The organism is Hyphomonas neptunium ATCC 15444 (assembly GCF_000013025.1).
GTDB classification, from domain to species: domain Bacteria; phylum Pseudomonadota; class Alphaproteobacteria; order Caulobacterales; family Hyphomonadaceae; genus Hyphomonas; species Hyphomonas neptunia.
Genome location: NC_008358.1, coordinates 3168265 through 3182971 on the forward strand (window position 1 = coordinate 3168265; position 14707 = coordinate 3182971).

Genomic DNA, 14707 nt, shown 5'->3' on the forward strand with positions numbered 1-14707 from the left:
TCAGCGTCCGCCCGCTGCGCCCTGCACGGCCTGCACGGTCACGCGGCCGGGCGCCGAACGGGCGAAGACTTCGGGGCGATACATGTCCTCGGCAACGACGCCAGGGATGGCAAAACTGCCGGGGCTGACAGCGCGGACGACATAGGCCAGTGTCACCGGGTTCTCGGTGACATCAATAGCGGCCACGAACCGGTCGTCCTGGGACTGAGAGCTCTGGGGCCGGGCAATCTCGCCGAGGAAGCCGAACGCGCCAGCGCGCTCGCGGTTCTCGCCCGACTGCCAGTCATACTCAACGAGACGGCCATCGGCCGGGCGCAGGATCGCTTCGATCTCGAAGCCTGCGGGCAGAAGGTCAGCCACGATCACCGGATTTACGCGGCGTTCTTCCGGCGTCACCGTCAGAGCCACCAAAAGCCGCTCGCCCTGACGGATCTGGTCAAGCTGCATTGGCTCGCCGTCCATGCCGAGGAAGCGCTTGTTCACGCTCAGCTTGGAGGAAACCGCCGGCGGAGGCGAAGACGGCGCGCCGGTCACCAGCACGGTGCGGAACAGCGGAGTCTCCCCGCCGAGGCGGAAACTCGCCCCGCCGCGGGCCTGCGCCTCGGTCAGGCTGTACTGGCGTTCATTGTCCTGCCCATTGCCGAGGCCTTCGACTTTCACCTGCACCGCGGTCTCGCCCTTGGTAAGGCTGTTGACGGCCAAGAGAAGATAAGCCTTTTCCTGCGTCGTCAGGCTGGGCGCGTCGGGCACATCCTTGCCGAGGCGCTCGCCCAGGCGGGCGACCACTTCGGGAAGCTGGGCTTCTGCGGCCAGGGCCACGATGGCAGCCAGATCGCGCAGCGGCGTCTGGTAATAGTCGCCGGTGTTGCGATAGCCGAGCTTCTGCTCCGCTGATTTGAACGCTGAAGCCGCACGCGCCCGGTCACCGAGATAGGCAAGGCCTGCCCCGATATGAGCGCGGGCGAGCGGGCTCTCGATGTTCTTCAGTTCCCGGTCATGCAGATAACGCAGGCGGGAGATGTCCGCCTCGCCCGCCTTGGCCAGCACATAAAGCGCATAAGCCGAAGACCGGTACATCATCTGCTGGACCGTATCGTTGGAATACCGGCTCTCATACACATCGGTGTCGTAGCCGTAGACCCGCCATGTATCGCCGGTGGCAACACTGCGCAGCGCGCCATAGGCCCGCGTCAACGCCTCATCGGGAACGGCATAGCCCGCTTCCTTGGCGCGGAACACGAAATCCGTCGCATAGGCGCCGAGCCAGGGGTTGGCATAGCCATCCCCTTCCCGCCAGAGGCCGAAAGCCCCGTCTGCACCCTGACGGTTGAGCACCGTGTTTACTGCGGTCTGGACCTTGTTGCGCGGATCGTCCTTGGACTCCTCGGCGCCCATTGAGACGAGCTGCTCCGAATAAAGAAGCGGCACGGCGCGGCTGGTGATCTGCTCGGTGCATCCATAGGGATAGCGGTCGAGCGAGGCATAAAGCGTCGGCGCATCGATCGGCAGCGGCGAGAAGCCGACCGAGACCTCGGCTGAGCCCGGCACATATCCCGCCAACAGTGCCTGGCTGACCGAGAAGGTTTCGCCGGGGCGCATCAGCTGGCTCGTCGCCCGTGTTTCGGGAAGGTAGGGCGAACGGGACTGGATCTCATAGGTCCGGTCTGTCCGGTAATTGTCCGGCCCGGTGACATTCAGGCTGAGGCTGGAAATGCCTTCGCCCGAGGCGGAAACGCGCACCGGAATATCCGCCCGCTGGCCCTTCTGAAGGGTTCGCGTGAGCGTGGCATCGGCTGCATTGAGCTGACCGGTTGCGGCGACCTTTGCCGAGAACTGGCCACTGGCAAGTTCCACATTGTCGATACTTGCCGTGATCACGGCTTCATCGCCGGGCGCCAGGAAGCGCGGCATGACAAGATCGGCCGGCGCCCTGTCGCGCACCGTCATCTTCTTGTCGGCCGAGCCAACCCCGGTTTTCGACCAGGCCACCGCCATTATACGCAGCTCGCCATTAAATTCTGGAATGTCGAACCGAACCTGCGCCTTGCCCGAGCGGCCCGCTTCAATCAGGCCGGAATAGAGAACGACCGATTTGACCGGGACAACCGAAAGCCCTTCGCCGCCCAGCTGGTCGCCACCGGAGCGTACTTCGGCAGGCATGCCGAGATTGGGGTCGAGCAGGCGCCCATAATCATCGTAGAGCTCCACGCCGAGCGCCTTGCGGCCAAAGTAGTGGGCGACGGGATCGGGGGATTTGAATTTGGTCAGCTGCAGGATGCCCTCATCCACAGCGGCAACCGTGAGGAAGACCGGCTCACGTGGCCCGCCTGCGATGTCCACCTCGATCATCTGCTCGCCGCGCGGGCGGGCAAGGTCGGGGGCGTTCACCGTCAGCGCAAAGGTGCGCGAGGCCATGTCGACGGGCACATGGGCGATACCCACTGCGCGACGCGGCTTGGCCCGCAGGATGGGATCGCGGCCGGAATAGACGTTCACCATCACATAGGCGCCCTCGCCCCATTCTTCCGTGACCGGAAGGGTGATGCGGGTGCCTGAAGCGCTGACCGACAGGTTCTGGACAGACAGGACGCGGTCGGTTGCGACGACGACCTGGGCCTGGCCGTCATAGGGCGGCAGGATTGTCAGCTCGGCATTCTGGCCGGCCTTGGGCGTCTTCTCCGCAGCGACGACTTTCACGCGGTCAGGCGCTTCGGTGCCGTCGGTGCTCTCCCAGCCACCCCAACCGACATAGAAGCCGGTGGACGCACCGACAGAGGCGTTGGCACCCTGGCCTTCGACGACCAGTTCATGGCTGCCCCACTCCAGCGCCGGCACCTTGATCTCTGCGACGCCGCCAGCCGGGGTCGTGACGACGCCCTCATTGACCTTGGTGACCGTGCGCGAGCGGCGCCAGTTCCAGGTCTCGCCTTCGCGGTACCAGTCGTAATGATAGTCGACCTGCAGCACTTTCCAGCTGAGGCGCTGGGCCGAAGCTTGCCCGTCAGCATTGACGGCGACCACTTCGAAGCTGGCGTCGCCGCCCTCCTGGACCGAGCTGTCAAAGCCCGGCTTGAGACCGACATAAAGGTTTTCCGGCCGGTACGGGACGCGGACACTTTCGGACACGGCGCGGCCACCGGGCTCGAGCACGCTGACAACTGTGTTGAGGCGCAGCGGTATGCCCGAATTGGAACCGGCTGTGCCCGGCGAGAGGCGCACCAGCGCCTTGCCGGCGCCATCGGTGGTCACATCGTCGAATTCGAGAATCTGCTGCTCGAAGCTCTGGTCATGGCGCCCATAGATGAAGCCGTCAAATGCCTTAAAGGGCTTGGGGTCTGGTTCCATCCGCGCTTCGGTCTTGACCGTCAGGCCTGCGCCGGGTGCGCCATAGAGGAAGCGCGCTGCGATATCGACAGTGCGCGTGGCGCCCGCTTTCATCGGCGCTTCCTGATCGGCGGTGACATCCACCGCAATGCGTTGGGGCACGAAATCCTCAACTGCGAACCGCATCTCGCCGGCCGGCGCTGTCAGCCCGTCCATCTCGATGCTGGCGCGCCATTCACCGCGCGAGGCGCCGCGGGGCAACGCAAAGCTCTGCAACACCGCGCCGGATTTGGGATCGGTGAAGCGGGTCTTGGAGGCAACGAGGCCGTTGGGGCGATAGATCACCAGATGGCCATTGCGGCCGGTGACCTGCCGGCCCGCGCGGTCGCGCAGCATGGCAGTCAGCTCAACCGTTTCGCCGGGGCGATAGATGCCGCGGTCGGAATAGACATAGGCATCGACCGGGCCGGGTGTGCGGCGCCCGCCGACGGTGTATTCGGAGAGATCAACCGGCGAGCGATTGAGGTCCAGCGCGGCGAGTTCGCCTTTGGCATTGGTCGCAACGACGAGCCGTGGCGCCATGCTGCCCTTGCCGTTCAGCAGAGGCTTGTCGAAGGTTATACGGCCAGAGGAATCAGGCTCGGTTTCAGCCAGCACCGTATTGTTGGCGGCAATCAGCTGGACTGTGGCATCGCTGACGGTCTTGCCATCCTTCAGGGAGCGGAGGGTCACATCGAGCCCCTGCTCTCCATAGTAAGCGGTGAGGGCAAGGTCGGTGAGCAGAATCCAGCGCCCGGATGAGGCGGGCGGGCCTTCGGCATCGGTGAGCTTTGCAGCGTCTTCAACCTGCACGAAATAGGCGCCGGGCTTCATCGGACCGACGACATCCTGGAGCGGGAAGACGGTGATGACCGGCGCGTTCTGCGTGTTGGCAATATCCATCGTGCCGGAGAAGATTTCTTCGCCGACATCTTCGGGCGAATCCTCGCCCCACAGCCAGGACCACTGGCCCTGGGCGCTGGTCTGGCCTTCGCTGACATTCTTGAACACGATGGCGCGGTCGTTGACGCGGGTGACGGTGACTTTCACCTGCTCGACATTGACGGTCTCAACCGGGAGACCGTCTGCATTCTCGCGCGGCAGGATCACGCCGGTGCCCTTGAAACCTACGAAGGCCGGGCGGTCGGCAAAGTCGATCGGCACGGTCTCACCGCGCTTCAGTGTGCGGCCATCCGCGGCTGGCAGACCGGCCAGGATCGTGGCGGTGCGGCTGGTGCCGAAGGAGAGGCCGCCGACGCAGAGCTCGCGGCCCTCAACGGTCAACGCGGCGCGGAAGGAGGGGCGGAATTCGACATAGGGGGCGTAGTCCGCCTGAGGATCAAGGGCGGCAGAAAACACAAAGCAGGCAAGGGGTTGTTCGGTGGATGTGTCGATGCGGTAGCGGAAATAGGCGAAGTCCTGTTCTTCGCCTTCGCGGGCTTTGCGGCGGGCTTCCTCGCGTTTGCGGGCGGCGACCTGATCTGCCGGGGAGCGCTCGACGAGGACCGCGGCGTCGGCGTCTTCATCGGCTGTTGTGCGCGTCTGCGATCCGCCACAGGCGGCGAGACCTGCCAAAAGCAATGTAAAAACAACAGCTTTCAGCCCCTTGAGCGGACCAGTAACCTGCGATGCCATGTGTGTCGTCCTCCGAATTCCCCACCTCACCTTACACCCGATAAGGTCGGCGCCAACAGGGCGCGAATGAGGCTAAGTGACGAAAATCAAGGAAATATTTTGCCGGTTTCGGCGGCGAGAATGGCGGCGAGGCCCTCCCGGTAGGTGGGATAGGCGGGGCGCCAGCGCAGGGCAGCTTTGGCCCGCGCATTGGAGACGCGCTTGCACTCGGCATAGAAGCTCGCCGCCATGGGGGACAAGCTGGCCGCGTCAAACGGAACTTCCGGAGGCGGATCAATGCCGAGAAGCCCTGCGGCATGCGCGATGACATCCTGCGGCGGCGCGGGCAGTTCGTCGCACAGATGAAAAACACCTGTGATTTCAGGGCGCTGCATCAGCGCTTCGAGGCCCGAGGCGATGTCATCGACATGGATGCGGGAAAACACCTGCCCCTCTTTGACGATGCGCCGGGCGGTGCCATCCCTCAGACGGTCAAAGGCAGACCTGCCGGGTCCGTAGATGCCCGGTAGGCGGACAAGCCGGGCCGTGTCCCCGGTCAGAGCTTGCCATTGTCCCTCAGCCTTGACGCGCGCGGCGGCCCTGGGAGAGCCCGGATTGACCGGGCTCCGCTCGGTCACCCAGCCGCCATTGAGGTCTCCATACACGCCAGTCGTGGACAGGTAGGTGACAGATCGGGACAGATCGGGACACTTCAGGACGCTTTGCGCCGCCGGGCAGCCATCCTTGCCGGGTGGCAGGGTGACCAGCCAATGAGCCCCTTCGGGCACCTCGACCGGCCCTTCCCCGGACCAGACCCTTGCATCGATGCCGCGTGACCGGAGCTCAGCCGCCTTGGCCTCGCTACGCACGGTGCCGGCCACCTGCCAGCCTGCTGCCAAAAGGCGGCTGGCCAACTGCTGGGCAGAGTAGCCAAGTCCGAATACAAACAGCAGAGATGGCTGACTTGTCATTTGCCAAGGGTGCTCCAATTGCGCCTAAGAACAATGAGATAGAGGCTTTGGAGTGTCCTGCCCATGTCGCTGATTGCCATGGTTGCCGCTGGCGCGGCGCTTTTTCTACAGCAGAGTATCGGCGCCGAGCTCGCCGCCGCCGAGGCTGACCGGCTGGAAGCCTGCGTTGCCAAGATCGAGACCGCGCCGGAAGACGCCTATGAAGACGCCCTGGCCTGGACCTTTGAAGGTAACCGGCCGGGCGCGCGCCAGTGCACCGCGCTGGCCCTGATTGCCCTGGGCAATGTGGAAGAAGGCGCAACGCGGCTGGAGAACCTCTCCATGTCCAGCGATGGCGGCACGATGGAACAGCGCGCGGTTTACCTCTCCCAGGCTGGCAATGCCTGGCTGCAGATCGGCGCAGCCGAAGCCGCCGCCGTATCTTTCTCCGAAGCATTGAGACTGGCGCCGGACGAGACCGATCTGCTGCTCGACCGGGCCACCTCCTATATGCTGATCGACAAATGGGACGAGGCAATGGCCGACCTCAATGCGGCTATTGCCCAATCGCCCGGCAGAGCGTCGGCCCATCAGATGCGCGCCGAAGTGCATCTCAGCCAGGACGCGCTCGACCTGGCGATGAAGGATGTCGAGACCGCCATGGCAGCAGACCCGGAAAACATCGACACGCTTCTGGTACGCGGGCGCGTGCGCGAGGCGATGCGGCTGAAGGCGGAGGGGCGCCAGCTGGAAGACTGAGCCCCTCCGGCGGCCAGCTCAGTTTGCGTAGATGACAATTTCCTGACGGTTCTGCGCATCCATCGTGAAGTCGCCCACCGTCAGGCGCTGTCCCTCTTTCGTGACCGAATCGAAATCGGACTCCGAGAAGCCAAACCGCTTCAACAGATTGACGGTGCTTTGGCGTTCGATTGACGAGTGATCGATCGAGATCAGGCTCATCTCGCGAACCCCTTCTTCTTCGTAGATCTGAATCGTGACCTGTATCATCATCGATTGAGGGTCGTCGCGATCACACCGGATCGTCGCATCACCGCCCTCATCAACGCAGGTGATGCCCAGATCCTTTTCGACCGCGGCAACGACCGTTTCCGGAGCAACCCTCCCGTCGAATACCGGCGCACTTCCTCCGCACGCTGCTACAAAAATCGCCGCCCCGATGGCTGAACTCATGAACTTTCTCATATTCACTCCGATACCGGTTTTGAGTCAGAAAATCTAAGATCTGCAAAACCTACGGGCGTGAGATTCGGGGTCAACCCCAAAAAGGCGATCTAAATCCGGGTTATATTACGCCGCGACGTGATAACCGCACCGCCAGAAATACCTGTATACGGACTTTTCTTCAGACCGCCGGATAGCGTTTTTCCAGCATCGCCCAGACCGCGCGCAGACCGCAGGCGGCGCCGCCATCGGGGCGGCCATATTTGGCTTTACGCCAGGCCCAGATGTCGAAATGCGCCCAGCTTTTGGCCGAGACGAACTGTTTGAGGAAGATGGCGGCCGTGATCGAGCCGGCCATCCCTGCCCCGCCCGAATTTACAAGGTCAGCGACGGGGCTTTGCATATAGGCGAGATAGGGGTCCCAGAGCGGCATGCGCCAGACAGGATCGCCGGTCTCTTCGGAGGCGGCGAGGATGTCGGCAGCGAGCTGCTCGTCATCGGTATAGAGCGGGGCGAGGTCCGGGCCGAGAGCCACGCGGGCAGCGCCGGTGAGGGTCGCAAAGTCGATCAGCAGCTCGGGCTGGTCTTCGCTGGCGCGGGTGAGCGCGTCGGCCAGGACGAGGCGGCCTTCAGCATCTGTATTGTCGATCTCGACGGTGAGGCCCTTGCGGCTTTGCAGGATGTCACCGGGGCGGAACGCGTCGCCCGCAATGGCGTTTTCGGCGGCGGATACAAAGAGGCGCAGATGCACCGGCAGGCGCGCTTCCATGACGAGCTCAGCCAGCGCGATGGCATGGGCGGCCCCGCCCATATCCTTCTTCATGATGCGCATGCCGTCGCCGGTCTTGATGTTGAGCCCGCCGGTATCAAAGGTGATGCCCTTGCCGCAGAGCGAGACTTTGGGTGCGCCGGGCTTGCCCCATTCCAGCATGACGAAACGGGGCGCCTTGACCGCCGCGCGCCCGACCGCATGGACCATGGGATAATTCTCATCGATCAGCGCGTCGCCCACGACGGCGGCGACGCGCGCGCCATGACGCTCGCCCAGCGCGCTGATCCGCGCATGGATCTGTTCGGGGCCCATATCGGCCGCCGGCGTGTTCACTAGATCGCGCAGGGCGCTAACTGCGTCTGCCTCGCGCGACAGGCGCGGGGCATCTTCCGACGCCGGGATAAGAAGGCGCGGCGGGGCGGCCTTTTCAGTCCGGTACCCGTCGAACCGGTAGGCCCCATCTGCCCAGCCCGCGGCGATGCTGGCGAAGGGGTAGCCGCCGTCCGCGGCGATTTCATAGTCACCCGCAGGAAGCTTTGCCGACAGGGCGGCGAGCGCGAGCTGATCCCGGCCAGCGCCTAGACCGTAGAGAATGTCGCTTGTGCGGCCATCCGGGCCGGGCACGATCACGCTCTGCCCTGCTCCGCCGGTGAAGCCCTGCGCCTCCGCAATCGCCCGCGCATTGGGGAACGGATCGTTCTCCAGCGCGCCGAACAGGGTGCCCGTATAGAGCCATACCCGAACGGTTTGGGGTGCATCGGAGGTGAAGGACTTGTGCATACTGAGCCTTTCCGGGCGTGTCGGTGGTTAATGGCGAAGGCTCCGGCGTTAACCGAACTTTGACCCGGCCGGGGGCAAAGTCTGCTTCGACCCTCAGGGATACATACACGGAGCCTGCCGATGTCCAGTGCCAAAAAGCCCTTTACCGGCCTCGCCCTCGCTCTGGCAGCGATGACTGGCGCCTGTGCCTCGACCGGGCAAAGCCAGGCGGACAAGGCGTTGTCGCAGGCAGTTGAAGCCGCCCTCGCCCCCGCCCCGCAGGAAGAACGCGACGCCGCCAACCGGGCTGATCCGCTGACGCGGGCGAATTTCTGGTCGAAGGAATATCAGAAAGACCCGGAGAACATCGAAACAGCTCTGCAGTTTGCAGAGTCCCTGCGCGCGATGGGCAGCCAGGACCGGGCGCTGGACGTCGCAACCAAGACGCTGGTGGTTCATCCCGGCAATCCCGACCTGCTGATGGTGACAGGCCGCGTGCGCATGACGGAAGGCAATTTTGCCGCCGCGCGGGCCGCCTTTGAAGAAGTAACCCGCACCGCGCCGGAACGCGCCGATGGCTGGGCCGCGCTGGGCACGGCGTTTGACCAGCTGGAAATGCACCGTCAGGCGCAGACGAACTATCAACGCGCGCTCACACTCGAGCCATCGCGGACCACGACCCTGACCAATTACGGGCTCTCCTTGCTGCTGTCAGGCGATCTGGCCGGGGCCGAAGCCCAGTTGCGCGCCGCCGCCGCCCAGCCGGGCGCGGGCAGCCGGGTCACTGAAAATCTAGCGCTGGTGATCGGCCTGCAGGGGCGGTTTGACGAGATGCAGGCGCTGAGCGCCGCCAATGCCCCGGACAAGGTTGCCGAACAGAACGCCGCCCTGCTGCGCGGGCTGGTCCAGCCGGCACGTACCTATGACGCGCTGATCGGGGGCAAGGATACCTCCAGCGCGGCAGCGCCGGGCACGAAACGCCAGCTGCGCGGCACGCTGAACCATTAATCCGTCAACAGATATAAATCTGATCGATCCGGCCGGGCGCTACGCAGGCGCGGCGCGCCCGTGCGTGTTTCAGCCGATGTCGGCGGGACGCTCGGCCTGCGCGATTTCCGGCGCCACTTCATTTTCCTTCTGCATCGCCTGATACTGAATGTAGGCTGGGCCAAGCACGACCAGGAACAGGACCGGCAGGAAGAACAGGATCATCGGCACGGTGAGCTTTGCGGGCAGCGAGGCGGCTTTTTTCTCGGCCTCCGACATCCGCATCTCGCGGTTTTCCTTGGCCATCATACGCAGCGCGTCGCCCAGCGGTGTGCCGTAGCGCTCGGCCTGGCCAAGCGCCATACAGACAGCCTTGACGCCTTCATGGCCGGTGCGCAGGGCCAGGTTTTCATATGCCAGCCGGCGATCTGGCAGATAGGACAGCTCGGCCACCGTGATGCCGAATTCCTCGGCGAGTTCAGGCGAGGCCGAGCCGATTTCCTGGCTGACCTTGTTGAAACCCATTTCGATCGACATGCCCGCCTCTACACAGATCAGCAGCATGTCCAGCGCATCGGGAAACGCGCGCATGAGGGATTTCTGACGCTTCTGGGCGAGGTTTGAAATGTAGAGGTTGGGCGCGTAAAAGCCCGCCGCTGCGCCGAAGATGACCGAGCCGTATTTCATGAACTGGCTGAGGCCGTGATCGTTGACGAAGAAGATGTAGAAGAACATCAGGCCCGCGCCGGCGAACGGCATGGCCATCCGCGCAAAATAGAAGGCCGAGATGGGGCCTGGACCGCGCAAGCCCGCCTGGTTCATCAGCTTGACGACGTTGGGATCTTCCAGCGCCTGGGCGAGGTTCAGCTTCGAGGAGATGGAGCCGACGACGCTGTCATCCTTGCGGCGCAGGCCTTTCTTTTCCAGCGCCGCGCGGCTCTGCTTGCGCAGCTTTTCGCGCTGGCTGGCGACGGCCTTGAGGCGGGTTTCAAGCTTGTTGCCCTGCAGATAGGGCAGAAAGATCGTCATGAATGTGCCGAAGACTGCCGCCGCCACCAGATAGGCGGCCAGCGTCTGGGGCTTGGTGAAGGAGACGAGGAAGTCATACATCTGTTGCCTGCGCCTCACATATCAAAGTTCATCATATTGCGCATGACCGTGATGCCCGAGCCCATCATACCTACTGCGACGACGAGGATGACGTGACCCGTCTCGGTCGTGAACAGTGTCATGATGTAGTCGGGCGTGGTCAGGAAGACCATCACGCCCACGGCAATCGGAAGGCTGCCGATGATCATGGCCGACGCCTTGGCTTCCGAGGAAAGCGCCTTGACCTTTTCCCGCATCATCTTCCGGGAACGGATCACTGTCGAGAGGTTGTGCAGCGCTTCGGAGAGGTTGCCGCCCGCTTTTGACTGAATGATCAGCACGATGGCGAAGAAGTTGATCTCCTGGAGCGGAAGGCGCTTGTAGAGCGCGGCCAGTGATCGTTCCAGCCCGGCGCCCATCGCGAGATTGTCGGCGAATGTCAGGAACTCCTTGCGCAGCGGCTCGGGGCTTTCCTTGGCAATGACGCGGATACATTCGTTGAGCGGCAGGCCGGACCGCACACCGCGCACGATGATGTCCAGCGCGTCGGCAAACTGGTTGATCATCTTGGTGTGGCGGCCCTTGATCAGGAAGTTGAGTATGAACTGGGGAATGCCCAGAGTGCCGCCAAAGAAGGCCGCTGCGATGAGCACTGGCCGGCTTTTCAGGGAGATACCGTTGATGACGAGACCGTCTGCGCCGGAGATATAGACGATACCTGCGCAGATGAGCCCGCAAACAGCCGAAAGCAGCCAGAACATGGGGACCGGAATTTCCAGGCCCGCCTGAGTGAGCTTGGAGCCGATATTCCGCATGGGATCGTTGCGGCGGCGTTCCTTGTCCTGACGGCGCAGACCTTCGAGCATTTCCTGGGTCTTGGCGCGGCGGCGAATGTTTTCATCGACGACCTTGCCGCCCTTTACAGGCGCCCCTCCCCGGCCCGCGCTGATGGCTCTGGCGCGCTTGCGTGCCGCATCATCATTGCCGCCGGTCAGGACGAGACCAAGCCCGGCAATCGCGAGAAACGCCAGCGCAGCCACGATATAGGGGATCATCGCACCAGACATCAGGCACCGTTCAGTTCATCAAGCGCCGCAGCAAGTTCGCGCTCAAGATTGTAATAGGACGCGCGCTCCCAGAAGCGTGGCCGGCCGATACCGAGCCCGCGATGGCGCCCGATGATCTTGCCGTCTTCATCTTCCCCATCGATCTCGTATTTCATGATGTCCTGAAGGACGATCGTATCGCCCTCAAGACCGAGCACTTCGGTGATGCACATGATGCGGCGGGAGCCATCCCGCAGACGCGAGGCCTGGACGACGATGTCGATCGATCCGACAATCATTTCACGGATGGTTTTTGCCGGAAGGGAGAAGCCGCCCATCGTAATCATGGATTCAACCCGGCTCAGCGCTTCGCGCGGGCTGTTGGCGTGGAGCGTGCCCATCGAGCCGTCATGGCCCGTGTTCATGGCCTGGAGAAGGTCAAACGCCTCAGGACCGCGGACCTCGCCCACGATAATCCGCTCCGGACGCATACGCAGACAGTTCTTGACCAGCTCGCGCATCGTGATCTCGCCCGAGCCCTCGATATTCGGCGGGCGGGTTTCGAGGCGCACCACATGGGGCTGCTGAAGCTGAAGTTCGGCGGAGTCTTCGCAGGTGATGACGCGCTCGCCGGGCTCGATGAAGCCGGTGAGACAGTTGAGTAGCGTCGTCTTGCCCGAGCCCGTACCGCCGGAGATCAGGACGTTGCAGCGGCTGTGGCCGATGATGCGCAGGATTTCGGCGCCGCATTCGCTGATCGAGCCGAAGCGTACAAGGTCGTTCAGTTTCAGCTTGTCTTTCTTGAACTTACGAATGGTGAGCGTCGGCCCATCAATCGCCAGCGGTGGGGCAATGACGTTCACACGCGAGCCATCCAGAAGGCGCGCGTCACAGATGGGGGAGCTTTCATCGACGCGGCGGCCTACCTGGCTCACGATCCGCTGACAGATGTTCATGAGCTGCGCATTGTCGCGGAAGCGGATGTTGGTCCGCTCGATCTTGCCGTTGACCTCGATATAGGTGGTGTCGGCGCCATTGACCATGATGTCGGCAATGTCGTCGCGTGCGAGCAGTGGCTCCAGCGGGCCATAGCCGAGAACATCGTTACAGATGTCGTCCAGCAGATACTCCTGCTCGGAGATCGACATCACGACATTCTTGATGCTGATAATTTCAACCACAATGTCGCGAATTTCTTCGCGGGCACTTTCGGTGTCGAGCTGGGCGAGCTGCGAGAGATCAATCGTATCGATCAGCGCATTGAAGATCGTCGTCTTCGTTGCGTAATACTGATCGGAATGCTGGTTGACCTTGCGGACCGGCTCCGGCTTCACTTCCGGGGTCTTCAATTTGCTGACATGCGGCGCGGCAGGCTCAGACGCGCGCGGCTTGGCCGCCGCCGGAGCCCCCGAAGCTGGCGATGGCGCAGCCGCTGGCTTCGGCGCCGCCGCAGGCGCCGGTGGTGGCAGCGTTGCGGAAGATGTACCCGAGCGTTTGCCGAAAGCCATGTTCTATCCCGTCGTTTTTATCGTCCTACTTACCGAGCAGTTTCTTGAGGAATGATTTCTCAACCCTCTGCAGAGTTCGCCCACTTAAGGACGCTGCCAGTTCGTCTATCGCCATCGCCGGCCGCGACGCCGGGCCGGTCTCTGAAATCATCTGACCATTGTTGGCCGCCGTGCCGAACACTTCAGGATCGAATGGCACAACAATTTCCGGTTCGACGCCAATGGCGGCAGCAAAATCCTTCACCGGAATTTCCGGACGCTTTGGCACACCGCACATATTGAGCACGAGCCGGGGCGGATGGTCGTTGACGCGGTGTCCCTTCAGCTGGTCGATCAGGTTCTTGCCGTTACGCAGCGACGCAAGGTCTGGCTGGCACACCACGATGACTTCATCTGACTGGATCAGCATCGTGCGCAGCCAGTGGTTCCAGACATGCGGCAGATCGAGCACCATGAACGGCACATTCCGTCGCACGCCCTGAATGACGGTCGTGTACGCATCATCGGGAATGTCGATGATCTGATTGATATGCGCCGGGGCTGTAAACAGCGACAGGCGTTCTGTGGCCCGCGCCAGCAGGCGTTCGATAACGGCGTCATCGGCGCGTTCCGGCGCCAGCAATGCGTCCGCAATCGTCTGAGGCGTCTCCTGGTTGAAGTCGAGCGCTGTGGTGCCGAAGGAAAGATCCAGATCGACCAGCGTCGTATTGACCTTGATATTCTCGGCAAGCGACCAGGCAAGGTTGTGCGCAATGGTCGAGGCCCCTACCCCGCCCTTGGCACCGACGACCGAAATCTGGCGGCCGACGAATGGTGCATCGGGATCCGTAAACAGGTTTGAAATCGCCCGGATGATCTGCAGCGGCTGGAATGGCGGGACGAGATATTCGGAGACCCCCCGCGCCATCAGCTGCCGATAGAGGCGGATGTCGTTGACGGCGCCGATAACGAGCACTTTGACATGTTCGTCGCAATGTTCGGCCAAGGCGTCGATTTCACTGACAACCTGCTCTGCGACCGAGCCGGACTCGATCAGGATCAGGTTGGGCGTGGGGTTGCCGCGCAGATAATGGATCGCAGACGGAATACCGCCCGGCAGGCATTCGACCGTTGCCCGGCCCATGCGCCGGTCCTGAGCGCACAGCTCCATGAGCAGGCGGGTTTCTTCGCGCTCATAAAACAGCTTGATGGAAATTGCCGGAAGAAGTGCATCACCGCCCTCGTCCCCCGAAGAGAAGACCGGCATGTTGTAATTGGCCGGACGACCTGCAAACTCGACGACGGGCTGAACCGGCGCTGCGGATGGAGCCGGCGTGTCGCCGAAGATGGCCGCTGTGGCCTTCTCGATAGGTGTCGATGGCGCTTCTTCGCCAAACACATCTTCGAATTCAGGGTCGATGTCGTCTTCGAACATCGTGTTATCCTTGCCCATCTTGA

Annotated in this window: 11 protein-coding genes; 3 read left to right on the forward strand and 8 right to left on the reverse strand. The window is 62.9% G+C overall.

Annotation, left to right across the window (positions count from 1 at the left end):
- Together HNE_RS14855 and HNE_RS14860 are read right to left on the reverse strand one after the other, a co-directional pair.
- Positions 1-4998, reverse strand: a complete 4998-nt coding sequence (locus HNE_RS14855) for an alpha-2-macroglobulin family protein (protein WP_011647977.1) — start codon at positions 4996-4998, stop codon at positions 1-3.
- Positions 4999-5084: 86 nt separating this feature from the next.
- Entirely contained in the window at positions 5085-5948 is an 864-nt protein-coding gene (locus HNE_RS14860; protein WP_011647978.1) for an SDR family oxidoreductase, read from the reverse strand.
- Between the two features lie 63 nt (positions 5949-6011).
- Here HNE_RS14860 and HNE_RS14865 point away from each other — a divergent pair, with 63 nt between their 5' ends.
- Positions 6012-6686: a hypothetical protein gene (locus HNE_RS14865; RefSeq protein WP_011647979.1), complete on the forward strand. Its 675-nt coding sequence runs from the start codon at positions 6012-6014 to the stop codon at positions 6684-6686.
- A gap of 18 nt (positions 6687-6704) precedes the next feature.
- Here the strand turns inward: HNE_RS14865 and HNE_RS14870 are convergent, their stop codons facing one another.
- Positions 6705-7118: a hypothetical protein gene (locus HNE_RS14870; RefSeq protein ID WP_035591493.1), complete on the reverse strand. Its 414-nt coding sequence runs from the start codon at positions 7116-7118 to the stop codon at positions 6705-6707.
- Between the two features lie 172 nt (positions 7119-7290).
- The gene (locus tag HNE_RS14875; RefSeq protein ID WP_011647981.1) at positions 7291-8661 is read right to left on the reverse strand and encodes a leucyl aminopeptidase family protein; all 1371 of its coding nucleotides are present in this window, start codon (positions 8659-8661) and stop codon (positions 7291-7293) included.
- Between the two features lie 120 nt (positions 8662-8781).
- On the opposite strand from HNE_RS14875, the gene HNE_RS14880 reads away from it, so the two are divergent.
- Positions 8782-9648, forward strand: a complete 867-nt coding sequence (locus HNE_RS14880; RefSeq protein WP_011647982.1) for a tetratricopeptide repeat protein — start codon at positions 8782-8784, stop codon at positions 9646-9648.
- A 69-nt stretch (positions 9649-9717) separates the two neighbouring features.
- Here HNE_RS14880 and HNE_RS14885 read toward each other — a convergent pair whose 3' ends face one another.
- Genes HNE_RS14885 through HNE_RS14895 form a run of 3 tightly spaced genes read right to left on the reverse strand, consistent with a single transcriptional unit; the run spans position 9718 to position 13111 of the window.
- Positions 9718-10737, reverse strand: a complete 1020-nt coding sequence (locus tag HNE_RS14885; protein ID WP_011647983.1) for a type II secretion system F family protein — start codon at positions 10735-10737, stop codon at positions 9718-9720.
- Positions 10738-10751: 14 nt separating this feature from the next.
- Positions 10752-11771, reverse strand: coding sequence for a type II secretion system F family protein (locus tag HNE_RS14890; RefSeq protein WP_011647984.1), 1020 nt, complete (start codon positions 11769-11771; stop codon positions 10752-10754).
- A gap of 11 nt (positions 11772-11782) precedes the next feature.
- Positions 11783-13111: a CpaF family protein gene (locus tag HNE_RS14895; protein WP_233351920.1), complete on the reverse strand. Its 1329-nt coding sequence runs from the start codon at positions 13109-13111 to the stop codon at positions 11783-11785.
- A 40-nt stretch (positions 13112-13151) separates the two neighbouring features.
- On the opposite strand from HNE_RS14895, the gene HNE_RS18975 reads away from it, so the two are divergent.
- Entirely contained in the window at positions 13152-13325 is a 174-nt protein-coding gene (locus tag HNE_RS18975) for a hypothetical protein (RefSeq protein WP_233351921.1), read from the forward strand.
- On the opposite strand, the gene HNE_RS14900 is transcribed toward HNE_RS18975, so the two are convergent.
- Positions 13296-14702: an AAA family ATPase gene (locus HNE_RS14900; RefSeq protein WP_011647986.1), complete on the reverse strand. Its 1407-nt coding sequence runs from the start codon at positions 14700-14702 to the stop codon at positions 13296-13298. The genes HNE_RS18975 and HNE_RS14900 overlap by 30 nt on opposite strands.
- Positions 14703-14707: the final 5 nt, after the last annotated feature.